We start from the raw sequence: 23,702 nt of genomic DNA, 5'->3' as shown, positions 1-23,702 counted from the left end.
TCTAAAACGATGTAGCCTACCATCCCATATCTGCAGCGCTCACTCTATTGGACGTGGTTTTGCCACATAGGCAACGAGCTTTGGCTGGGCCTCCAAGACGCTCATGAAGTACGTTGCTGAGTGATATGAAGTCAACGCTACGCTATGGGGAGCCCGCCCAGCAAATCAGCTGACTCATCCGGAGCGCGCAGCAGCTAGGAATGACTTGAAAGACCATAGAATCCACTGACAACCTGATTTTCATTAGCGGCCAACTGATCAGCTTAGCCTGCGGTCGAGCACAAGCTACACTCGCCCCACACTTACCTAGGAAGAAAAATGCACTATTATCGAACATTGACTGCAATAAACTGGGAAGAGTTTTTCGAAAAAAAAAGCAATGATTGTGAATTTATTCTTGATTTTGAAATTGATGCCGGATTCAGCTTCGCGACTGCAGTTGCGCGTGAAAAAATGAGGGAAAATCCAGGCCCCGTGACGCTCGACGAATCTTTAGAAATCCCCGATCTCCAGCTCAGTTTTGACTGCTCGCTGAAAAATACGCCGATCCAACTAAAGTCAATCATTATCAAAAGCTTGTTTCGGCTTACCTATGAAGCAACCGACAAATACAGAGTCTCTACAAATTTTAAACTTAAAAAAATTGATTTCGACAAGTTAGAAAAAGACATCGCAAGGAGAATGAAAGACAAACCTGAATTGCCTGCCAAAACACTTATTAGCGTGAGCATGTTGGAGTATTTCCAAGACAAAGTAGACACAATCAAAGAAAACATTATATCTTTCATCGAACTTTCCGGCTACTTTGCCAAGATTATACCTGCCACACTTTCTCTGTACGTAAAAACTGAGCGAAGCCTGTTTAGAATGTTTCAACAAAGTGGCGGGCATGAGTCAGCCGGCCACTACCCTATTCACCCAAACAACATAACCAAAGAGCTCGTAATAAATAATCATGAGCGCTTCTCATTACTACCCACCAACATAAAGAAACACTATCAGAAAGGACTGCATTATAAGTTTCTCGGATTCTATGACGAAAGCTATCTTTGTTTTTATAAGATAATTGAGACAGCCTTCAAAACCGATAAATTTCAAAGCAAAGCTTTGCCTCATATCTTCGGCGTAGACAGTAAGCAACTGCGAGAGACGCTGAACAAATCAAATCAGCGCATAATGATGCTATTCATTTACCAAATCATGATTAAAGGAAATCAGGATTTCCCGGATGAAGAGAAAGCATTGTTTTTGGCAAAAATGTTAGAAGCCAGCACAGTACGAAACGATATAGCACACAGTTCGGACCAGACTAAAAATAGCAAAGCTATGCTTCCATTCATTATGAATCTTTCCAATATGATGCTGCTTTACATCGAATAGAACGCGCCTATATGCAGGATTTTTAGCCCACGTCCCCCTGACCTGAGGACATCCTGCGCAAGCAAGCCGACACCACCTTAAAGGGTCTGTAAACGGTCGCAAAATACGAACCGCGCTTAAGAGAGGCGGCTCGTCTTGGACATAGCTCCCAACTCCTTTCGTGCTGGCCAACACCTGCGAGTTGAGCGAACTTCCGTTGCAAGGGGACTGCGCCAGAGACGGAATGAAAGCGTCTCTAAACGACGCACCTAGTCCATGCGCTTCGCCCGCAGTCATGAAGGCCGCAACAATGTTCGAATGGAGGAGCTAATTTTCATCACGTTGAAGAGGTTAAAAGCCCTAGTGTAACGAGTAAGAGCAGCAAAACCGGCTCTGTTACACAGCGGCGCCATTTTAATCAGAGGCAAAACAACCTCAAAAAACCTGTTGACTATCTGTTTTATTTTTTTAGCTCCTGCATTTCGCAATGACAAGACAAACTAAGTCGCATTTTGAGCTACAGATAATCCACATAATCTCCTAGTATTTTTTTAATTCCAACATTAAACTGCATCTTAAAAGTGGGCAGAGCTAGCTCCAAATAGGTATCTGAGAACTCCTGGTAAAGCTGCGGCTCCAAAAACTCCAACATTAGTCTCTTTAAAGATCTCATGATCTCTGCAAAGCCATCTTGATCAACATCATCCACCCCATGAGCTAAGCGCGAGTGATTTCTAACTGATAGCAGGGTCCGAGCTCTAATTACCCAATCATTAATATCGGTAGCTTTCAATTGAGACTGGATCATTCCCCTCTCAACTAAAGACACAATTTTTCCGCAACCTTCAAGCTGAGTTCCATTGAAAAATATTTCACCGTTAGCTTCTAGCGTTGCAGCACTACAAAGTAGAGACTGCGCTTGCAGTGCCAACTCAAAAGCTCGAGTCAAGCAAAGAGTGCTTGACGACTTATTCAATGATGTTCGTTGTACTATCGCCATACGAAAAAACCAACCCGCACAAGCAACTAACAGATATGGCCAGAATTTACTTTGATAGTTAAAGTATTTGGAGGTCGGCCGCACATAGCATTTCGACAAAAGCAGCGCAAATCTTTCCAATCGTTTAAGTAAAATTACGGAACCACATTGATACTTCCAATGCTCATCATCCAACAGAAAACGCCAATGTAGTGCAATTGCGTCGGCAACTCCCGCTGATCGTAACTGTCCTGAAGATAGCAGCCCCTCACCCATTATACGACCGTAGTAATAAAGATATGGAGAGTAGACGTTCTTTACCTCAGTCTTAAACGCTATACCCAGCTCGCCCACCTCTAAAAAAACCTGATCATTAACAAGCTTTTGCAAATCTCTAAAATCAACTTCTTTAGTACAGCTAGACTCTACAAAGCTAAAAACCTGATTAAGTGCTGCCAATACGCCCCAGTCGAATTTCTCTTCTTTGTCCGTAAGTGACTCGCGTGCAGAGTGACAAGTAGGATTGGAGGAAAACCCAGCCTCATTGTAAGCATGAATCAACGCCAGGAAAAAACGCTGTGTCTTTTTTCCGAATGGTATTTTGAGCGTTAAAAAGTTCTTAGCGTCAACCCCCGGGATCACTAATGAGTGACCTCGGGGGCATACCAGAACAGAATTACTAAAATTTGTTGACCCGAGCTCATCCGCAACGTACATGTTGAGATAATCAAGGTCCTCAAACTCAGCCAAATCCCATAGCTTCAATCAAATATCATCCACTTCAGATGTTTCGTCGGTAGTATTTTTTTCTAGCAAATCCCCCTCAATCCCCAGAGAAGAACGCAAGTCTCTTTTAGCCTCGACGAAATACTCGTCAATAAAACGATCTACTTCATTGTCGAAACGACGTACGAGACTGCTTTCATCGCGCCGTTTTTCCTTGACATCTCTCTCCATTGCACGCTGCTCCAGTTCTTTCAAGCGAAGATCTTCACGCTCTTCATTTGTCAAAGAATAATCAAGCTCATATCCTTTTTTGAACGCCTTAGCTCGCTCCTCTCGATACCGCCCAAGAAATTGGCCTGCAGAAGTAAACCCCTCATCATTTAATAAAACATCAAGCTCAGGCCCCGCTGAATCGGAGAACGCTGCTACTACGGAAGCCCTGATATCATCTCTAAGCAAATGAGCCAATATTAGATCTCGAATAGCAGCTTTAGTCTCATCACGAGTTCTTATGCGTCGCTGCTCGAATACGGTGTACTGTAAATACGTTTTCTCATTATTAAACACATCGCTATTTTTATCAAAAATAACATTCAATAGTGTGATCGCCGCTTTAAAGGCTCGTTCTGGTGGTACGGAGTACTGAATTCCGAACCGTAAGAAAATACCAGCAACATTGAAGAACGCTCTTTGGAATAATGCATATCTTACAATACCAAAACTGCTGCTTGCACGCTTGGCTTCGATCGACTCTTCAAATACCAGCCAGCGTTTTTTGAAATCAGAATCCTTTTCATCAAAAGGCTTGTACTCTAAAAGCGATTGCAGAATTGCTTGAGCAGATATTGCAGAGCGCCCGCCTTTCGGCAGATCCGACTTAAGCTTCCCAACTTCTTCTGTAAAATAACCGTACAATTTTTTGAAAGGCACCGACTCAAAATACAGACTTACTAAAAGCGGTGTCAGATGCTCTTTAATCCTAAACTTAAGAGCATTGGATTGAGCATAAGAATATTTATCCCATTTGATCTTCGGATAAAAATCCTCCTTGTCTGCCCCTACAGGAAATAGATCTTCTGCAGCATCAGATATTCCCAAAAGATAAGAAACAACCATGTCGGGTTTAAAGTTCTCCTCGAGACCTCGCTGAAGAACTCCAATACTGGTTAGACTGTGAACTTTTGTTACGTTGTAAGAATGAGTGCGCGTTCGTGTATTCCATTCGATACACGCCAGACCCTCCTTTCCATATCTAGAAAGCACGTCATCACAAAACACACGACATGTCATATCTCCAATATTCTTATCGGAGAGAAGAATATTAAAATGCCCCCCAACCACCGTCATTGTTGAATTCACATCGACAAATAAATTCCTAAATACACGAGGAACAGATGGAACATTTAGCTTATCTGCATTTTCACTATGCGAATTAGGTGCGTACATAACGCAAACGGGAACTACTAAATCTCGCACTTTATCCCGATGCTCCTCCCACAACCTTTTTAGGGCCCTGAGCCTATGCTGCCCATCAATAACAATCAACATAACACCATGAGGGTCCAGCTCTGACGTCCTCAAATTTAGTATGGCCTGTTTGGCTTTTATCTTTTCTCCCGGCTGGTCAGACTGAAGAGTCAGCCCATCAGCACTTGCAGTTGTCTTTCCATAAAGTCGAAAATGCCCTTCCCACGAAACCCCTGCGAAGCCAACTTTTGGAATTATCTTGGAGCGAGCACCGTAATACTCTTGGATTTTTTCATCCTTAACTGGAACGATGGCCGCTAATAAAGGAGGGAAAAACAAAGGTCTAGTTGCGGCCGTAGCCTCATCTTGCTGAAGATAAGGCATAATGTCTTTTTCAACACGGTTCTCATCAATATCGCGCTGCATCAGCAGGTCAAAGTTAATATCATCCATCTGGACGTCGCGTGCGAATTTCAAATATTTATATGCTTGAGCCATTGGCATTGAAGCCATAAAATATTCAACAGGATAGGAACCTGATGATACAAACCGACCAAAATTCCCCAAAAGCTCAACGTCAAACTCTTGCTCTTCCTGTAAATCTTCGAAATCGTCAGTCATATTTCACCCAGTCTGAATTTAAAGACATGTCCGGTATTAATATTCGGAGCAAACTCCAATGCCTTTTGAGTTTAACTGCCAAAAAAAACACTAACAGCGAGCCAAATTTTCAACAAAAAAATAATAGAAGCTGTAATTACGAGATTACTTGCTCTCGACTTAGTAAACCTGCTGAAATTTAAAGCCCCTAGCCATGCATTTTTGCAAAACAATCGCAGCCCGCATAAGGCTTTCCCCCAACAACTGCCTGAAAATCACCCTTGGTTCGTTTGCTATTAACATTCAAATACCTTGGCTCATCTGCTAGCTCTTGCTTACCTACCAATTTAGCACATTTCCATTTAGCACCGGATAGCTGATACCCATCAACACGGAGCCTATGCCGTAGCCTTCCAGCGATTTTGATAGTGCTCTTCTCACATTCTGAACCGAGGTTGCGCCTAGAGACATATCGTGAACGCCTTGCGTGTACGTTAAAAATATGCAAAATAACGTACTCACAGTAAAAACACGTTCTGAGCTATGAATATTTTCGTTCACTCGTTCCCATGCGTCAGGGGCATCCAGGCCGGGCGGCCATGCTATATCGCGATGTGCCCTATGCGCCTTGTGCCAAAAATATTCATTTTCAACGAAGAAAATGTGCCCGCCGACCTACGCGCCCAACGCACATTGAATCTTGCAAGGGTTCCAGAGATATCAGCATATCTAATTGACAATCGCGACGATTACACCCTATCCGCGATCACAGCATCAGTGGATGGCGTTGTACAGTTCACTCCGGCCTCCGATACTGGCCTAGGCCAAAGCATTGGCACGCTAACAATCCCTATGGAAGCTCCGATTCTGATCAACGACGGCCAGCACCGCCGCGCTGCCATCGAGCAAGCAATTCGTGAGAATCCAGAGCTTGGACACGACAACATTCCAGTCCTTTTCTTTATTGATGAAGGACTCAATCGCAGCCAGCAAATGTTTGCCGACCTCAACAAGCATGCCGTACGGCCGAGCAACTCAATCAGCACCCTGTACGACCACAGAGACCAGATTTCTGATCTGGCCAGATATCTGGCAAAAAATGTAGAAGTATTTTCCAGGATGACGGAGCTGGAGAAGTCCAGCCTATCCCCTCGCAGCTCCAAGCTCTTTACCCTCAGCGCAATCAAGAATGCGTCCCGCGTCCTTTTGAAAAAAGGAAAAGGCGATCTCATCGCGCATAACGAGAGAGAGCTCGCAAAGTCTTTCTGGGAAGAGGTTTCTCTACAGATGCCAGATTGGATCAGGGCAAAAAACAAAGAGCTGTCGACGTCTGAGCTACGTGACAACTACATCCATGCCCACGGCGTGATGCTGCAAGCGATGGGGCTCGTTGGTGCCGAGTTGATCATCCGCAAGGACTCCGAGTGGAAAAAAATCATCTGCCATCTGCGCAGCATCGACTGGTCCAGAGCCAATCCTGAATGGGAAGGCCGCGCCATGGTTCACGGCCGGATCTCCAAAGCCACAACGAACGTTGCACTCACCGCCAGTCTCATCAAGAAAAAGCTTGGTGTCCCGCTGTCCACGGTTGAACGGGAGTTAGAAAACAGGTTTCCTCAACAATGAGTAATGATCAATTTCTCTATCCATCACATGATGACTTCGTCCAAGAAGCGATCATTGCTGGTCGACCATTAGCGGACGCTGTCCGCGAGCTTCAGAGCATTTACAAGGCAGATAATCGTCCTTGGGTGGTAGGGTTCAGCGGTGGTAAAGACTCCACCGTGATTCTCTCACTCACTTACTACGCCTTGAAGATGTTGCTGCCTGAGGAACGCCATAAGCACGTGTACGTGGTCTCCTCCGACACTCGAGTAGAAACCCCTGTAGTCGTCGACATGATCCGCCAGGTGCTTGATTCGGTGAACGCTCAGGCGATTCAGGATCAGCTCCCCATGACAGCGCACTCTGTCACTCCTAAAGTAGGCGAGACGTTTTGGGCCAACCTCTTGGGCAAGGGCTACCCTGCCCCAACCAAAGCATTCCGCTGGTGTACTGAGCGGATGAAAATTGACCCTGTGAGTGAGTTCATCAAGGACAAGGTAGCTCGCTTCGGTGAAGTCGTGGTTGTGCTTGGCTCCAGACGAGAAGAAAGCTCCACGCGTGCCCAGGTCATCACACGCCACAAAATCGACGGTTCTGCATTGGGTCGACACACGACATTGCCCAACGCCTATACCTACATGCCTATTGAGCTGTGGCACGCGGATGACGTCTGGGAGTACCTCATGAGCGCTGCTAGGCCATGGGGCGGCTCTAACCGAGTACTGTTTGAGCTCTACAAAGACTCCAATGCTGGGGAATGCCCACTCGTCATCGACACCAATACACCATCGTGCGGCAACTCGCGTTTCGGCTGTTGGACCTGCACAGTCGTGACACACGACAAAGCGATCGAGGGGCTTGTAGACAGCGGAGAGGACTGGATGCTGCCGCTACTCCAGTTCCGTAACCAACTGCACGCCAGCTCCCTGCCCGAAAATAAAACTGAATTCCGTAATTATAAACGTCGTACCGGCAAAGTGACCTTCGCAAGAGGAGCTATCGATGACGACTCCAATGCCGCCACCAAGCACGTACCTGGTCCGTATTGGATGAAATATCGCCGTGAGTGGCTGAAGCTACTTTTGGAAATTGAGAAAGGCATACGTGAAACCGATCGTGAGATTGAGCTGATCGGTCGTGATGAGTTGCAAGTGATCCGCCAGCAGTGGCTGAAGGATCCAAATGAACCGGACTGGATTGATTCACTTCCTAAAATCTATGGTGAGGTTTATCCCGAAGATACGGTCGAATGGATCAAAAATGATGCCGGCGCGTTCACTGAACCTGATGCTGCCATCCTCAACGCACTCGAAGCTGAGCGCGGGGTTCCAGCAGCGCTGATCATGAAGCTCATCGATACAGAGTTGTCATTCTCCGGGCTCTCACGCCGAAAAGGCATTCTGGACGAGCTGGAGAAAGTCCTGGAGCAAGACTGGGGTGGATTGGATGAAGCGATGGAACGACGCGCCATACCTAAAGTTACCGACACATATAAGACTGCTTTCGAATCTCTGAAAGCCGACCTAGATGGCTTGCTACAATGATTATTGACTCTCTTTCAGTACTAGATTTCCGCGTGTTTAGCGGAGCCCACGACTTTGACCTAGCTCCTAAGATCAAAAGAGGCAAAAATGCGCCTATCGTGTTGTTTGGCGGCCTAAACGGTGGCGGCAAAACGACCATTCTGAGCGCGCTGAAGCTTGCCTTGTACGGCAAAGGCGTACTGGGCTCCGGCGCAACGGTTGCCGAATACCATCAGTATCTTCGTGAATGTATTCACAGAGCTCACAACAGCATCGCCAAGCCTACGCGAGCGGCTGTCGAGCTGACTTTCCGTTACGCACAATATGGCGTTATTTCAAGCTATCAACTGACACGTGATTGGTTTGTTGACCATGCTGGCAAGGTAAAAGAAGGCCTGATCATTTCAAGAGACGGCCAACCCCTGACCGAGCTTTCCTATGACCAAGCACAAGCATTTCTCAACGAGCTGATCCCGATCGGCGTTTCTGAACTGTTTTTCTTCGACGGCGAAAAAATCGCGAGCCTTGCCGAAGAAACATCCGGAGATGCTTTGCGTGAGTCGATCAACAAGCTTTTAGGCTTGGATCTCATCGATAGATTGCACTCCGACCTCTCCGTTATAATCAGAGGGCGCTCGGTCAAAATGGCGTCTGAAGATCGCAAGCAAAAAATTGCTGAAGCAGAACGGACATATAACGATCTGAACGAGCAGCTGGCAGAAGTACGCGAAAAGCTTCTCCTCATGCGTTTGAATACTGTCGAGGCCAACAAAAACCTTGGCAACATCGAAGCGAGTATCAATGCACGCGGCGGCGCCTGGAGCGCCTCCAGGCAAGAGGAAACGGTCAACCTCGATGCATTGGTTAGCGACAAAAAAGCTATAGAGCACACCCTGCATGACATGCTCAGCGGCCTGCTACCTTTCGCAATAACTCAAAGCCTCAACGAGAAACTGCTAGCGCAGATAGACGCTGAGCAACGCGCGGAAAAAGCGCAGGTCCTTTCCGAATACTTGCAACGTCAGCAGAGCAATTTTCTAGCAGAAGTTGAATCTGCCTTCGCTATGACAAAGGATCAGCTCCCTGCCCTTCAAGATATTTTTCTGAGGACATTCGGCTCAGAGGTCTCGAACAGCGCTGAACAACAGGCTCCAGTACACGAGCTTTCGGACACTCAACGATTCAGCATCACTCATCGCCTACAGAACGATGTTGGCTCGCTCCAACAGCGTGCTGCTGACTTAGTGATGACGCTCCAGGAAACCGATAGCCAGATCGAATCCGCCCGGGAAAATATTGCTAGAGCGCCCGACGAAAAAGTACTGATCCCACTGTTTAACGAACAAGGGCAGCTACAAGGACGGCTGTCCGCTCTTGAGGAGCAGAAATCGGTAATGGCTGAAGAGGCAAAGGCTCTCCTCGCACGTCTGTCGGTAGCTGCACGCCAGTTAGACGATCTCTACACCGAAATAGCTGAGTCTCAGGAAGAGGAGCGCCTGACCGGTCTTGCACAAAACGCCAGAAATGTGCTGAAAGAGTTCTCTACTCGCGCTCGCATTGAAAAACTCAAAGAGCTCGAGTCGCAGTTTTACACCTCATTCAATGGTCTGGCTCGCAAAGAGGATCGGAATCTCAGCATTCAGATCGATCCAAACACCTTCGAGGTCGTATTGATCGACGATGAAGGAGTAATACTTCGTAAAGAAGAATTGTCAGCCGGCGAGAAGCAAATCTTTGCGATCTCTATCTTGGAAGCGCTGGCTCGCACGTCAGGGCGAAGCCTGCCAGTTGTGATCGACACACCACTAGGCCGACTGGACTCGGTTCATCGGAAAAAGCTCGTGGAAAATTATTTCCCTAAAACAAGTCACCAAGTCATCATTCTCTCGACGGATACGGAAATTGATTACGCCTTCTATGAAGGCCTACAGGGAAGTATTTCGCACTCTTATCATCTGGTATACAACCCAGAAACCCGGTCCACTCAAGCAGAGGAAGGCTATTTCTGGCGGTGGGCACAAAACGCATGAACGTATTTCCGCACAAATTTAAAATATCAGCGTCATCCACTGCAAAGCTGAAATACCTAAAATCGAAGACAGGCCTGACGCCCAATATTTTGAGCAGATTTGCGATCGCGCTTGCACTCGCTGACGAGAATGGGCTTGGCAATGCAAGTGTGTCAGATCTGGATGGCCAGGAGTTCAACGCCCCAACTCTATTTGGCGAGCACTTAGATATTTACGAAGCGCTGCTCAGGCAGTTCACACATCAAAGTGCGCTGAAGTGGGATCCCGTCAGGCATGTCGCCTCTCTAATAGAGATAGGCCTACATAAAATGGGGCATGTACGCTCCCTCAAAGACGTAGCATTACTGATTGCAAGAAAATAAAAAAGCCCACCTTCAGAGGTGGGCTTAACCATAAAAGATCTGAATAGCGTTATGTATTATTGAAAGCACTAAGACAGCGTTTTTAGATCCTTCCAACGCTATTTAAGATTCTGTTTTTTGACTATTATGTTTAACCACTGAGTTTCGCGTCGCCCAGCTACATCCTTCGAAACCCATTGTTTAACGATCTGCGCATTCGAGATTAACGAAAACAGATAAATAATTTCATCCATCTCATAAAAGCTGAATAGTCTACCGTCATCATTGCGTGCTTCGCCCACACCCTGCTTCAGTGAAAAATAAAAACTCCCACCAGGCTTGAGCGATTTGATGATTTTAGGCAAAGTATAAAAAAAAGCAGACTTACGCATATGCATAAGAGACGCACAAGCCCAGATGCCATCATACTCCTCTACAAATGCAATTTGTTCGGCAGCCAGATCAAATATCCTAGCGCCTGTCTTTGAACGCGCGCAGTTAGCCATCGCAAGCGCAGGCTCTACACCTTCCACGATAAAGCCAGCCTCGAGAAAATGCTTTATATCTCGCCCAGTTCCACATCCCAAATCGAGTACGGTGCCTCCAGGAGGCAGCATGCTTTCAAATGACTTCCACTGCTCGCTCATCTCAATTGAAGAGCTAAATCTATCATATTCCCGATAAGTACCTTCATAGTACTTAAGCGTCGCAATATCAGGCACTAGTATTTCCAACTCCCCTCCCGGCAGGTGCTTTCGCCTCTGACTCCCATTCCTGGATCTGTTTACTGATCTCATCATAATCTGCTTTGACCAATTCTTGAATCCTTCTCGGGAAGACCGCTGTATGGATCCGAATAGAGCCATCGGGGCTCCCTTGATCTGCTTGCTTGTATGCGTCCGTAAGCGCTGTGAGGTGAGCAAGGTATTTTCCCAAGCAACCACTCAACTCAGAGTTTTTAGGATTCGCGAGTCCAGAGGATTTTTCAATGAGCGCCGCCATTCGATCACCCACTGCAATGATTACAAAAACCTGGGGGAGCAACCCCTTCACATGTCGACCTATGTAGGGAAGCTCCTCAATAAGTCGCAAGGGACGCTTACTAAAATTTTCATAAATGAATAGCGCTGGCTTAACAACACCCGAACTACTATCATCTTCAAATTTATAGCGAGACGGGTCAAGATTAGTTAATTGCTCATGCAACTGATTGCTTAACTCTTTACTTTGCGCAAGCAAAACAAGCAGCGGCCCATAAAACTCATTATTCTGCTTATTGCGATACTCAAATAATTTTTGCCTAGCATCGAAAGAAAACTTCTCTTTGCGCTCACTTTCATTATGAGTAATTTGACGAGCTTGTAGTAAATAGTTAACCACCCCTGCAATCGCCACCCCCAGCACGCCAAATAACGCTGGGTAAAGCCGCTCCCAAAAAGACTGCTTCAACGCGGAAACTTGAGTGCTGATACTCGATAAAACCTCATTAGCATTTTCAATTTTTTGGTTGATCACATAAATTTTTTCATTTTGATCTAATACATAAGCCGGAAATACTACTCCAGGCATAGGAAGCATTTGCTGAGAGCTCTCAGATGCCACAGCATCGCCAGCATCAGCCGCTAGCACAGACACGGACATCGCGCTAAAACAGAAAAAAAAAATAGCTGCTGGTATCGCCTTCATGAGAGCCTCCTATACGATTAGCAAAATAGTCTCGTACTTTAGGCTAAGCTGCAACAAATTACTCATATCTCGCACCGTTAGAACAGACAACGCCAGAACACCCTGGAGAGGCCGTTAAGCGGAGAAATTTCTTACTCAAGAAGGTCACGAGCTATAATTTTCTGATTTTTAGCACTTAACTTAAGTATCCTATTTTGTTTAGGCGACCATATTTTATTTCCCAACACAGAACCACCAAGATACAAATCTTTTGCCAGAACTGTTTTAATCATTTCACCCATTTCGATACCGCTGAGCTCCATTCCTCTAATTATAACATCCGTGTATAAATCCCAACCCACCGGCCTGAATAAAAGATGACCACCATTGTTACCACCTCTATAGTCAGACACTGATGCTTCATTATCTAACACATTGCTCAACTCAAGACAGTGCTTGAACGTATACTTAAAAAAATCCACTACCAACTTCAGTACGCCCTCATTATCCTTGAAGCGGTACTGATCCAATTCTGAAACCTTGACACCAAGCTTATAGGCCACTATCTTCTGGACGTTATCATATATATTAACAATTGAAGTTATGCTCACCGCATCCCGAACTGGCCCAGAGCTAAATGAGACGTTGTTTTCGTTAAACCAAGGATACTCATCCGACTCAATCAACATTCTAGTCACACAGGCGGAAATGTCATCCTCATCCAATGCGATAATCGCGTCTTTACTTACAAGCTTTGCCTTCTTGTTGAGGGTGGTAAAAAGTCTTCTCGATCTAACTTTTCCAGCAGGGGTGTTCGAATGCGCAACTATAATTACGCTAATCAAATCATTTCCAATAACCTCATTGCCATCCACCGCGGACTTGATTCCCGCCAAACGATGCTGCCCGTCCAGTGCAAAAAGCTTTTCATCTCTAGTTATTGATAAAAAGCCTAAGCAGTTCTCAGCATAATCTGGAATTTCAAGAGACGAGGCCTCTTCAGTATTAGGGCGTATGCTTTCCACTTCATGCCAGCTTGGATCCCCATCATAAATTGCCACAACCAAGGAATTGAAAAATCTATCTTCATTATTTATCAAATAGTCAGATATTTCTTTAGCCCGATTTTCATTCAATTCTCGTTGAATTTTATCTGATAGCTTACCGATCTGATGAAGCTCCTGAGCAAATCCAATAAGATCAGCCGCATCCGAAAGCCTCATCATGCAGCTATAAGTAACCCATGTCCCTAGGTATCCACGCAGACACGGTAAAACCAAGCGCTTATTCATATAATTCGCACTCCACGCAGTAAGCTCCTAACTTCGCCCGAGAAATCCATTACACAACAAGGAGGAACAAAAATATCAGCTAGCGCCTGTTCCACTACTGAAGTGGCATCACCGTCCGGCAAAACTGAGTAGCAATAAAAAAGATGTTCCGAAAAGTACTTTAATAGCTTTTTAACTTTTGGTCTTTTTTTATAGCCAGAAACGTTTACATAGTCACTAAATCTCTTCGATATTGTATTAGATGAATCTGTATCTCCTGCCTTCCCAACATACATCACGTAGGAGTTTGACGGTAGCTTTTGGCTATCAACGCTAACCATAAACATGTATACACCCTGTTGATCAGGAAAATCATGCCCAGCATGGTCGCTATATTTAACCCTTACCCAATTTAGATTTGGAAGGTCATCGTTCCGCTTAAAAAGAGCAGGACATAGTAGAAAAGGAAATGAGTTTCTGAAAAAGCCAAGATAAGCCTCTCTTTGCTCGTTCTCATCAAGTTCTCCTGCCCCTTCATCTAGCTCTTCATATATATTGACCACTTATCCTTCCCCATGCATAACGAAAAACCAAATAAAAAAGCGCCCATCCAAAAAACCAGGAATCATCGCCATTAGCGAACAGAATTCCAACCGTATAACTATTCTGCCTGATCAACTTCAACATTCCAAACAGATTTAAAATCAACCAACAACCAATTCTTATCGTAAATAAACTTAGTCTCTAGCAGAGTTAACTCCCTCCACCCCCACTGCCAGTACACTTCCTTTCAATACGGCCGGGACTTGCCCTTCACTTCAACTGCCGTGGCTGCATCAACCCACACCGCATCCGGATTTAGCTTAGCGGGCCATCACATACCTTGCTACAATGGAACTGGCCGTCAAGCCAAAGACATTTCGTCTGGACATGGAGTAGCTGCTTGGTTTTCAAAAGAGCCTTGGCGCGGAAAGTGAGATTAAATCCTTCCCCCCCCCCCCAATACTTCAATGCGAAAAATGATAGGTAGCAGTTTCTGATGATTCAGGCCAGTGCACTCAAGCGCCCACTCAATTCCCCCCGCGGGGATTTCATCAAGGGATGAGATTACTAAATGCTAAAGCCCTCCCTGTAGCGGCCTAATGAAACCGGACGCCCATTTAGGCGAGAATGCTCGCCAGATAGAGATGTCTAATGACCAAACAATATAGTTCTTTTTCCGCATAATTCAAACGCGAGGCCGCAGACCTCGTGCTCGATATTCCCAGCCTAAAGACCGGCGGTGATCTCCCGTCATCCGCACCAATTCAAGCAGTCTATTGTCATCTATGCTCGGATAACCCTTTACTACCGAGTCTTGTCAGATGAGCGATAAAGTTTTTTATAAAGTCACGCTGTTTGGTCAGTGCCGACCAGATCTGTCCAAGAAATTAAATCACATGCAGTGCCTAATATGCACACAGATACCTAGGACAAAAGCATCGGCAAATCTACGTGCTCTTGCAGACGAAGTGAAAAAAGAGTAGATGGGCCCAGTCCTAAGAGTTTCTGGCCTCTGCCTGCCGGTGAGGTTGCTGAAGGTGCGGGTGAATCTGAGGCAGCCCTCCGCCGTTGAGATGGTCTCAGACAGAACTCAAGGCTTTCTTTTTCATAGTTTCAATGTAAAGGCGCCAGACAGGTATAGACCAGACGCCAAAATTGATGAGTACCCACAGTGAAGAAATCTCAAACTTTCTACTTCGAGCTGGGTGGACGCTTCTGTTGATAGCTGATCGTCAGGAGGGCGCTTATTGCTTTATCAATTCGGATGACAGCCAGAGGTCGAGGGTCCTGAAATCACATTCAATGGTGTTGAAGGTGGCCCTGACCCGTTCTGACAACGCAACAAAAGCCTGGGCCTGACCAACTGTATGTTGGTAACGGGCATATTTCAATCCGAAAAAAACCTTAAAAACACCAGATATAGAAGACGATCGCCATTCGCTTTCGCCTTCCGACCAATCTTATAACCGGAGGGGAATTAGGTATTTTTGAGAATGTAAACAATGAGGCGAAAAACAGCTCACCGTTTACATTTTTTGGAGTACCAATGTTCAAAACTGAACCAACAGCACCAAACAGCCTGATTGAAAATTCAAAAATATCAATATGTTAAATAGAAAATTAATACGCAAAAAAATTAGATTACAACGTTGACAAGTGGATAGAAGATGAAAACGGATCTGGTGGCCATCAGTGCTCAGCTCTCAACGGGTCAATCGGGCAAAAACGCGGATGTTAACACGCCCACGGTTCGCATCGCGCGCGCCGGCTTGAATGACACCCCGCCACCCTGTAGGAGCTGCCGAAGGCTGCGATCTTTTGATGTTGGTTTTTAAAATCAAGATCAAAAGATCGCAGCCTGCGGCAGCTCCTACAGGGGGACGTATTGGAAATCAGGTCTGCTTGTAACCGCGCACTTCATCGACGCCACGGTTGGCCAACTGGTCAGCTCGCTCATTACCGTGATGACCAATGTGCCCGCGCACCCACTTCCACTTGACCTTGTGGCGGTTGACCTGCTCGTCGAGTTCTTTCCACAGGTCAGCGTTCTTCACCGGCTCTTTCGCGGCGGTTTTCCAGCCGCGCTTCTTCCAGTTGACCATCCACTCGTTGATGCCCTTCATCACATACTGCGAGTCGGTTACCAGCAGCACTTCGCACGGCCGCTTCAAGGCTTCGAGGCCGCGAATCGCGCCGAGCAGTTCCATGCGGTTGTTGGTGGTGTTGGCTTCGCCGCCCCACAACTCCTTTTCAACGCCCTTGCACACCAGCAAGGCGCCCCAGCCGCCCGGGCCGGGGTTGCCTTTGCAGGCGCCGTCGGTGAACAGTTCTACGGTGTCGACGCTTTCAACGCTTTCGCTCATGCCACTCTATCCAGAATAAATGCCTGCCTCGCCGATCACGGATCGACGATGGCCCGGGCCGGGACATACCCGGCCACAAATAAAACAAGGTTTACGGTTCGATGCGGCGGCGATTGACCTTGGCCATCGGCAGCGGAATCAGCTTGCCCATTGGCTCGCGGCGCTCCTGACGCAATGGCCGCAGGCCCACCACGATCTTGCGCGCCACCAATAAATAGAAGCCGCCGCCCGACAATTGCCAGTCACCGGCCTTGCGTTCCCAGCCGGCCAGTCGGGCCTGCCACTTGGGCGACGCGAGCGGCGGACGATAGCACCCGAAGCGACGTTTCTCCAGCGCAAAGCCCAGCAAATTGAGCCAGTCGGCGACCCGTGATGGCGAGATGCAGCGCGCCTGGCGCAAGGCATCGTGGGCGAAGACATGCCGCAATCCCCAGGTGCTCCAAGGATTGATGCCGATGATCAACAGATGCCCGCCGGGGCGCACACTGCTCGCCGCTTCACGCAGCAAACCGTGGGGCGACAGGCAGAAATCCAGACCGTGCTGCATCACCACCACGTCGGCGGCATGCTCGCTCAGCGGCCAGGCCTGCTCTTCGCAGACAATCTCGACCCCGGGCAGCGGCGCACCGAGACGCACATTGCGCTGCACCTGCGGCGCCGACGGTGGGGTTTCGGCCGACGGCCCGTAATGCACCAGATAGCCGCCAAAGAACCGGCCCAGCTCGTCGTCGAGCATGCGCCGCTCTTCATCCAGCAGAAATTGCCCGAGCGGCCCCGACAGCCATTCACGAGCGGCGCTGATCAACGCCAGCCAGTCCGGATCAGCCTGAGCGAACGCTTTATCGGTCATGTCATTCTCCAACGCGCCAGGAACTACTAAGATGCGCCAATGTTTTCCGCTTGGCGAATTCCGACGATGATACAGATCAGTGCCCTGCCCGCGTTCACCGACAACTACATCTGGTTGTTACAGGATCACCGCACCCAGCGCTGCGCGGTGGTCGATCCGGGCGATGCCGCGCCCGTAATGGCATGGCTCGAGGCCCATCCGGAATGGGTCTTGAGCGATATCCTGATCACTCACCACCACCATGATCACGTCGGTGGCGTCGAGCGCCTGAAAGCGCTGAGCGGCGCGAAAGTCTACGGCCCGGCCAGCGAAAACATTCCGGGCCGCGATGTGGCCCTCAAGGACAACGATAGCGTCAGCGTGCTCGGCTGGAACTTCGACGTCTATGCGGTGCCCGGTCACACTCTCGGCCACATCGCCTATTACCATCACGGCCTGCTGTTCTGCGGCGACACCCTGTTCGCCGCCGGTTGCGGCCGTTTGTTCGAAGGCACGCCGGAACAGATGCATCACTCGCTCAGCCGTCTCGCCGCGTTACCGGAAGATACGCTGGTCTACTGCACTCACGAATACACCCTGAGCAATCTCAAGTTCGCCGCCGCCGTCGAACCGACGAACCCGGACATTGCCGCCCGTCTGGAAAAAGTCACCCAGCAACGGCAGAACGGCGTCATGACTTTGCCTTCGACGCTGGCTCTGGAAAAACTCACCAATCCGTTTTTGCGCACCGGTGAAACATTAGTTACACAAAAAGTGGACGAACGGGCAGGCGCTCAAAACCGGGCGCCGAGTGAGGTTTTTGCGGCTCTGCGGGCATGGAAAGATAAGTTCTAAGCCCCCCTCTGCTTGGTACAAAAATTCTGAATGGTTGACCGCAAGGGGTGCGCTTTCTAGAATCGCCCGACATTTTTGCCCGGAACTTACTTCCAGCCAATGTCGTCATCCATACGTAAGTCCGTCAATTCAGACGCATTGACCCGCTTGGCGCAAGCCATCGCGGTGGCTGTGTCCGCCACGCTGGCGGGCTGTTCCAGCCATGCTCCGCAGACTGAAGCGACCCATACGCCGAACATTGCTGCGCGAGCCAAGCAGAAGCCGATCTGGCTGAGCGAGAAGCCCACCCCACAGGTTCCCCAGGATATCTGGGAACGCATGCGCCAGGGCTTCCAGTTGCAGGAAGGCCTGGGCGTGAACCCGCGCATCGAACAACAGCGCCTGTGGTTCGCCAGCAATCCCTCTTTCCTCGAGAACGCCGGTGAACGCGGCAGTCTCTATATTCACTACATCGTCGAACGCCTCGAAGAACGCAACATGCCGCTGGAACTGGCCCTGCTGCCAGTGATTGAAAGCGCCTACAACCCGATGGCCTATTCGCGGGCCGATGCTGTGGGTCTGTGGCAATTCATTCCTTCCACCGGGCGTTACTTCAACCTGCGCCAGACCCGTTTCTACGATGGCCGCCGCGATATCACCGCCTCGACCACCGCAGCGATGGATTACCTGACCCGTCTGCACGATATGTTCAACGGTGACTGGTTGCTGGCCTTGGCCGCGTACAACGCCGGCGAAGGTACGGTCAGCCGCGCCATCGAACGTAACGAAAAACTCGGTTTGCCTACCGACTACTGGAACCTGCCGCTGCCGGCAGAGACCCAGGCGTACGTGCCGAAACTGCTGGCGCTGTCGCAAGTGGTACTCGCGCCAGAAGCCTATGGCGTGAACCTCAGCCCGATCGCCAACGAACCGTACTTCCAGGTCGTCGAAATCAACCAGCGCATGGACCTGTCCAAGGTCGCTGCGGTGGCGAACATCGACGAAGACGAACTGTTCCAGCTCAACCCGGCGTTCAAGCAGCGCACCACCATCGATGGCCCCCAGCATCTGCTGGTGCCGACGTCCAAGGCGCAATTGCTGACCGCCAGCTTGCAGACCATGCGGCCGGAAGAGTTGATCAGCCCGCGTTCGCTGAAACCGGTGTTCGAAGGTTCCGATCCGTCTGAAGTGGCGCAGCTCAAGCGCGCCTATCGCGTCAAGCGTGGCGACAACCTCGGTTCCATCGCCAAGGCCAACAAGGTCGAAGTCAAGGATCTGCAACGCTGGAACAAGCTCACCGGCAAGAACCTCAAGGTCGGCCAGACCCTGGTCATGCAGGACGCTACCAAGCGCGCTCCGGCGCGCAAGTCAGGGCGCGTCAATACGGTGATTGCGTCGAACAGCAAGACCAAAAGCAAGGACGACAGCGCGCAGCAGACCCAGTACAAGGTCAAGCGCGGCGACACGCTGTACGTCGTGGCCAAGCGATTCAACGTTGAGATGCAGCATCTCAAGCGCTGGAATCCGGGTGCGGGCAAGGCTTTGAAGCCGGGGCAGATGCTCACGGTTTATCAGCCGCACTGACAGAAGAGCCCCTGAATTTTCGGGGGCTTTTTTTGTTTCGGATTTTGTGGCGTGCTTTAGATCGATCCCCCTCACCCCAGCCCTCTCCCCCACGGGGGGCGAGGGGGAAAGGGAGCCGATCGGGGGCTTTTCAAAACGTGAGTTCGACTCGACAGTTCAGGTCGGCGTAGCTCGAAGAAACAACTCGGTCAGTCCCCTCTCCCCCCGGGAGAGGGTTAGGGTGAGGGGCTCTTCAATCCGCATCTTTTTCCTGTCCAGACAAGCTGTTACTGTACGGCCCACAAAGCCCAAGCCGCCTGGATCGGATCTGACTTGAAGCATCCCCTCCTCCTGCTCCTGATCAGCCTGGCCTTGAGCTCGACCGCAAGCGCGACGATTACCGAAAGTCACGGTTATGCGCAGTTCGGCACGCTCAAGTACCCGGCCAGATTTACCCACTTCGACTGGGTCAACCCGCAAGCGCCCAAGGGCGGTACGTTGCGGGTGATGGCGTTCGGCACCTTCGATACGGTCAACCCGTACACCTTCAAGGGCACCAGCCCGGTGACCACGCCGAATTTCCTCCAGTACGGCATCAACGAGCTGAACGAGCCGTTGATGGTCGGCACCGGCCAGTATTCGCCGTCGGGAGACGAGCCGGCGTCAAGTTACGGCTTGATCGCGCAATCGGTGGAATACAGCGAAGATCGCAGCTGGGTGGTGTTCAATCTGCGCCCCGAGGCACGTTTCCACGACGGCACGCCGATCACCGCTTATGACGTGGCGTTCTCCTACCGTTTGCTGCTCAAGGAAGGTCATCCGCTGTACCGCACCGCCCTTCAGGAAGTGCTGCGCGTCGATATCCTCAATCCGCAGCGCATCCGTTTCGTGCTCAAGCGCTCGGGCAATCCGCTGTTGATCCTGCGCCTCGGGGAATTGCCCGTGCTGCCGCAGCACTATTGGAAAGACCGCGACTTCAAAGCCACCACCTTCGAACCGCCGCTGGGCAGCGGGCCGTATCGCATCACTTCGGTGACGCCGGGCCGGCAGTTGATCTTCGAGCGGGTCAAGGATTACTGGGGCAAGGATCTGGCGGTCAATCGCGGCAAATACAACTTCGACCGCATGGAGGTCGAGTTCTACCGTGACAGCGATGTCGCCTTCGAAGCGTTCAAGGCCGGCGAGTTCGACATCTACATCGAGCATCAGGCGAAGAACTGGGCCAACGGCTACAACTTCCCGGCCATAGGCCGTGGCGATGTGATCAAGGCGCAGATCCCGCATCAGATCCCGACCCAGAGTCAGGGCCTGTTCATGAACACCCGCCGCGCCACCTTCGCTGACGTCAAGACCCGCGAAGCGCTGGGCCTGATGTTCGACTTCGAGTGGACCAACCGCGCACTGTTCAGCGATGCCTACAAACGCACGACCAGCTATTACCCCAACAGCGAATTCAGCGCCAGCGGCCTGCCAGTCGGGCACGAATGGCTGATGCTCAAGCCGTATAAAGACCAGTTACCGGCGAAGCTCTTTACCGAGCCGTTCACCTTGCCGCAAACCGATGGACGCGGTATTCCTCGCGAGACCATGCGCAAGGCCTTGGCGCTGCTCGCCGAGGCCGGCTGGAAGCTCAACGGCCAGCGCCTGCAGAACGCCAATGGCCAGCCGCTGCGCTTCGAACTGTTGCTGGTCAACCCGAATCTGGAGCGCATCCTCCAGCCGTACATCGAGAACCTCAACAGCATCGGCATCGACGCGCGCCTGCGCACGGTCGATCGTGCGCAGTACAAACAACGCCTCGATCAGTTCGATTTCGACATGATCCTGATGACGCTCAACCAGACCCTCAGCCCGGGCCTTGAGCAGTGGCAGTACTTCCACTCCAGCCAGGTTGCGGTCAAGGGCAGCAAGAATTACGCCGGCATCGCCAACCCTGTGGTCGATCACCTGCTCGAACAATTGCTCGCCGCGCGCACCCGCGACGAACAGGTCGCCGCCGGTAAGGCTCTCGACCGCGTGTTGCTCTGGCAGCACTACAGCATTCCCAACTGGTACCTCAATTATCACCGCCTGGCCTACCGCAACCGGTTGGCCTTCGTCACCACGCCGCCCTACACCCTGGGCCTGAGCGCATGGTGGCTGAAGTCTTCGGAGAAAGATCAATGACGCCCATCCGCGCCCTGCTCGTCCAGGCCAGCGGCTTGCTGTTCGCCGGGCTGGCCTGTGCCGCCCCGCAACACGCCGTGACCCTGTACAACGAGCCGCCGAAATACCCGGCTGATTTCAAGCAATTCGACTACGTGAACCCCGACGCGCCGAAGGGCGGGATTTTCCGTCAGGCTGGTTTCGGCGGCTTCGACAGCCTCAACCCGTTCATCAGCAAAGGCGTGCCGGCCGATGACATCGGGCAGATCTACGACACCCTGACCAAGCACAGCCTCGACGAACCGTTCACCGAATACGGCCTGATCGCCGCCAGGATCGAAAAGGCCCCGGACAACAGCTGGGTGCGTTTCTACCTGCGCCCGGAAGCGCGTTTCCACGATGGCCATCCAGTACGCGCCGAAGACGTCGTGTTCAGCTTCGACACGCTGACCAAAGAAGGCTCGCCACTGTTTCGCGGCTACTACAGCGACGTGTCCGAAGCGATCGCCGAAGACCCGCTCAAAGTGCTGTTCAAGTTCAAGCACAGCAACAACCGCGAGCTGCCACTGATCCTCGGGCAGTTGCCGGTGCTGCCGAAACACTGGTGGGCCAATCGCGATTTCAGCAAGGGCAACCTGGAGATTCCGCTGGGCAGCGGCCCGTACAAGGTCGCTCAAGTGAAGGCCGGCCGCTCGGTGCGTTACGAACGGGTCAAGGACTACTGGGGCAAGGACCTGCCGGTCAATCGTGGCTTCTACAACTTCGACACGATGACCACCGATTACTACCGCGACAACACCGTCGCCCTCGAAGCCTTGAAGGCTGGCCAGTTCGATTACTGGCTGGAAATGACCGCGAAAAACTGGGCCAACGCCTACAACATTCCGGCCGTCACCGAAGGTCGCCTGATCAAGGAACAGATCGCCAACAGCAACCCGACCGGCATGCAGGGTTTCGTTTATAACCTGCGCCGTCCAGTGTTCCAGGACGTGCGGGTGCGTCAGGCGCTCGGTCTGCTGTTCGATTTCGAATGGACCAACAAACAACTGTTCAACGGCGCCTACTTCCGTACCCGCAGCTACTTCGAGAACTCGGAAATGGCCGCCACGGGCCTGCCCGACGTCGATCAGCGGGCGATCCTTGAACCGTTCCGCAGCAAGCTGCCGGCACAGGTGTTCAGCGAAGCCTTCGACAATCCGAAGACCGACGCCAGCGGCATGATCCGCACCCAGCAGCGCGAGGCCTATCAACTGCTGCAAGAGGCCGGCTGGAAGATCGTCGACGATAAAATGGTCGACGCCACGGGCAAACCGGTGGTGATCGAATTTCTATTGGCGCAGACCGAATTCGAAAGGGTTTTGCTACCGTTCAAGCGCAACCTCAGCGACCTCGGCATCGATCTGGTGATCCGCCGCGTTGACGTCTCGCAGTACATCAACCGCGTGCGTTCGCGGGATTTCGACATGATGGTCGGCAGCTTCCCGCAGTCCAACTCGCCGGGTAATGAACAGCGCGAATACTGGATGAGCGCCGCTGCCGACAAGGCCAGCAGCCGCAACACCATAGGGCTGAAGGATCCGATCGTCGATCAACTGGTCGAGAACCTGATCAACGCCGACTCGCGCAAAAGCCTGGTGGCCCACGCCCGCGCGCTGGATCGCGTATTGCAATGGGGTTACTACGTGGTTCCCAACTGGCACATCAAGACCTGGCGCGTGGCTTACTGGAATCACATCGGTCACCCGAAGGTCTCACCCAAATACGACATCGGCATCAACACCTGGTGGGTCAAGCCTGACGCGAAACCTGCGGTAGAAGTCGAAACCAAACTGCAAGCCGACCCTGTGGGCACGGAGTAA

The 23,702-nt window shown here is 50.6% G+C and carries 17 protein-coding genes; 9 read left to right on the top strand and 8 right to left on the bottom strand.

Annotated elements, in window-relative coordinates; all coding sequences use genetic code 11:
• Positions 1-318 precede the first annotated feature (318 nt).
• Positions 319-1,380: a hypothetical protein gene (locus ACIPZE_RS05060; RefSeq protein ID WP_400771748.1), complete on the top strand. Its 1,062-nt coding sequence runs from the start codon at positions 319-321 to the stop codon at positions 1,378-1,380.
• Positions 1,381-1,876: 496 nt separating this feature from the next.
• On the opposite strand, the gene ACIPZE_RS05055 is transcribed toward ACIPZE_RS05060, so the two are convergent.
• Both ACIPZE_RS05055 and ACIPZE_RS05050 read right to left on the bottom strand, forming a co-directional pair.
• Entirely contained in the window at positions 1,877-3,103 is a 1,227-nt protein-coding gene (locus ACIPZE_RS05055; protein WP_400771746.1) for a hypothetical protein, read from the bottom strand.
• Positions 3,104-5,152 carry a hypothetical protein gene (locus ACIPZE_RS05050; protein ID WP_400771744.1) on the bottom strand — a complete coding sequence of 683 codons (2,049 nt, stop codon included), beginning with the start codon at positions 5,150-5,152 and terminating at the stop codon, positions 3,104-3,106. It lies immediately after the preceding gene.
• A 522-nt stretch (positions 5,153-5,674) separates the two neighbouring features.
• Here ACIPZE_RS05050 and dndB point away from each other — a divergent pair.
• From dndB to ACIPZE_RS05030, 4 genes are read left to right on the top strand one after another with little or no spacing between them, the layout of a single operon-like run.
• Complete coding sequence (gene dndB, locus ACIPZE_RS05045) at positions 5,675-6,757, top strand: DNA sulfur modification protein DndB (protein ID WP_400771742.1); 1,083 nt, start codon at positions 5,675-5,677, stop codon at positions 6,755-6,757.
• Positions 6,754-8,280: a DNA phosphorothioation system sulfurtransferase DndC gene (dndC, locus tag ACIPZE_RS05040; protein WP_400771740.1), complete on the top strand. Its 1,527-nt coding sequence runs from the start codon at positions 6,754-6,756 to the stop codon at positions 8,278-8,280. Before dndB ends, dndC begins: the two co-directional genes overlap by 4 nt.
• A complete protein-coding gene (dndD, locus tag ACIPZE_RS05035) occupies positions 8,277-10,289 on the top strand; it encodes a DNA sulfur modification protein DndD (protein WP_400771738.1) in 2,013 nt (670 codons plus the stop codon). The genes dndC and dndD overlap by 4 nt, the downstream gene beginning before the upstream one ends.
• Positions 10,286-10,651, top strand: coding sequence for a DndE family protein (locus ACIPZE_RS05030; RefSeq protein ID WP_400771736.1), 366 nt, complete (start codon positions 10,286-10,288; stop codon positions 10,649-10,651). Before dndD ends, ACIPZE_RS05030 begins: the two co-directional genes overlap by 4 nt.
• A 98-nt stretch (positions 10,652-10,749) precedes the next feature.
• On the opposite strand, the gene ACIPZE_RS05025 is transcribed toward ACIPZE_RS05030, so the two are convergent.
• The 6 genes from ACIPZE_RS05025 to ACIPZE_RS05000 form a co-directional block, all read right to left on the bottom strand.
• On the bottom strand, positions 10,750-11,364 hold the full coding sequence (locus ACIPZE_RS05025; protein WP_400771735.1) for a class I SAM-dependent methyltransferase: 615 nt from the start codon (positions 11,362-11,364) through the stop codon (positions 10,750-10,752).
• Positions 11,345-12,316, bottom strand: a complete 972-nt coding sequence (locus tag ACIPZE_RS05020; protein WP_400771733.1) for a hypothetical protein — start codon at positions 12,314-12,316, stop codon at positions 11,345-11,347. Before ACIPZE_RS05020 ends, ACIPZE_RS05025 begins: the two co-directional genes overlap by 20 nt.
• A gap of 131 nt (positions 12,317-12,447) precedes the next feature.
• Positions 12,448-13,587 (bottom strand): DGQHR domain-containing protein, encoded by a 1,140-nt coding sequence (locus ACIPZE_RS05015; protein ID WP_400771731.1) that lies wholly within the window; start codon positions 13,585-13,587, stop codon positions 12,448-12,450.
• Entirely contained in the window at positions 13,584-14,129 is a 546-nt protein-coding gene (locus ACIPZE_RS05010; RefSeq protein WP_400771730.1) for a hypothetical protein, read from the bottom strand. The genes ACIPZE_RS05015 and ACIPZE_RS05010 overlap by 4 nt, the downstream gene beginning before the upstream one ends.
• Positions 14,130-16,001: 1,872 nt before the next feature.
• Entirely contained in the window at positions 16,002-16,472 is a 471-nt protein-coding gene (gene rnhA / locus ACIPZE_RS05005) for a ribonuclease HI (protein ID WP_283436151.1), read from the bottom strand.
• 91 nt (positions 16,473-16,563) lie between these two features.
• Positions 16,564-17,322: a class I SAM-dependent methyltransferase gene (locus tag ACIPZE_RS05000; protein WP_122594331.1), complete on the bottom strand. Its 759-nt coding sequence runs from the start codon at positions 17,320-17,322 to the stop codon at positions 16,564-16,566.
• A 66-nt stretch (positions 17,323-17,388) separates the two neighbouring features.
• Between ACIPZE_RS05000 and gloB the strand changes: the two genes are divergently transcribed.
• From gloB to ACIPZE_RS04980, 4 genes are all read left to right on the top strand, one after another.
• Complete coding sequence (gene gloB / locus ACIPZE_RS04995) at positions 17,389-18,156, top strand: hydroxyacylglutathione hydrolase (protein ID WP_400771728.1); 768 nt, start codon at positions 17,389-17,391, stop codon at positions 18,154-18,156.
• A gap of 99 nt (positions 18,157-18,255) precedes the next feature.
• Positions 18,256-19,719 carry a transglycosylase SLT domain-containing protein gene (locus ACIPZE_RS04990; protein WP_283436149.1) on the top strand — a complete coding sequence of 488 codons (1,464 nt, stop codon included), beginning with the start codon at positions 18,256-18,258 and terminating at the stop codon, positions 19,717-19,719.
• A 312-nt stretch (positions 19,720-20,031) separates the two neighbouring features.
• On the top strand, positions 20,032-21,864 hold the full coding sequence (locus tag ACIPZE_RS04985; protein ID WP_400771726.1) for an extracellular solute-binding protein: 1,833 nt from the start codon (positions 20,032-20,034) through the stop codon (positions 21,862-21,864).
• Positions 21,861-23,702, top strand: a complete 1,842-nt coding sequence (locus ACIPZE_RS04980; protein WP_400771724.1) for an extracellular solute-binding protein — start codon at positions 21,861-21,863, stop codon at positions 23,700-23,702. Before ACIPZE_RS04985 ends, ACIPZE_RS04980 begins: the two co-directional genes overlap by 4 nt.

Source organism: Pseudomonas sp. NPDC089741 (genome assembly GCF_044748825.1).
GTDB lineage: Bacteria > Pseudomonadota > Gammaproteobacteria > Pseudomonadales > Pseudomonadaceae > Aquipseudomonas > Aquipseudomonas helmanticensis.
Note: the sequence above shows the minus strand (reverse complement) of the source record. Positions and strands in the feature narration are given on the sequence as shown.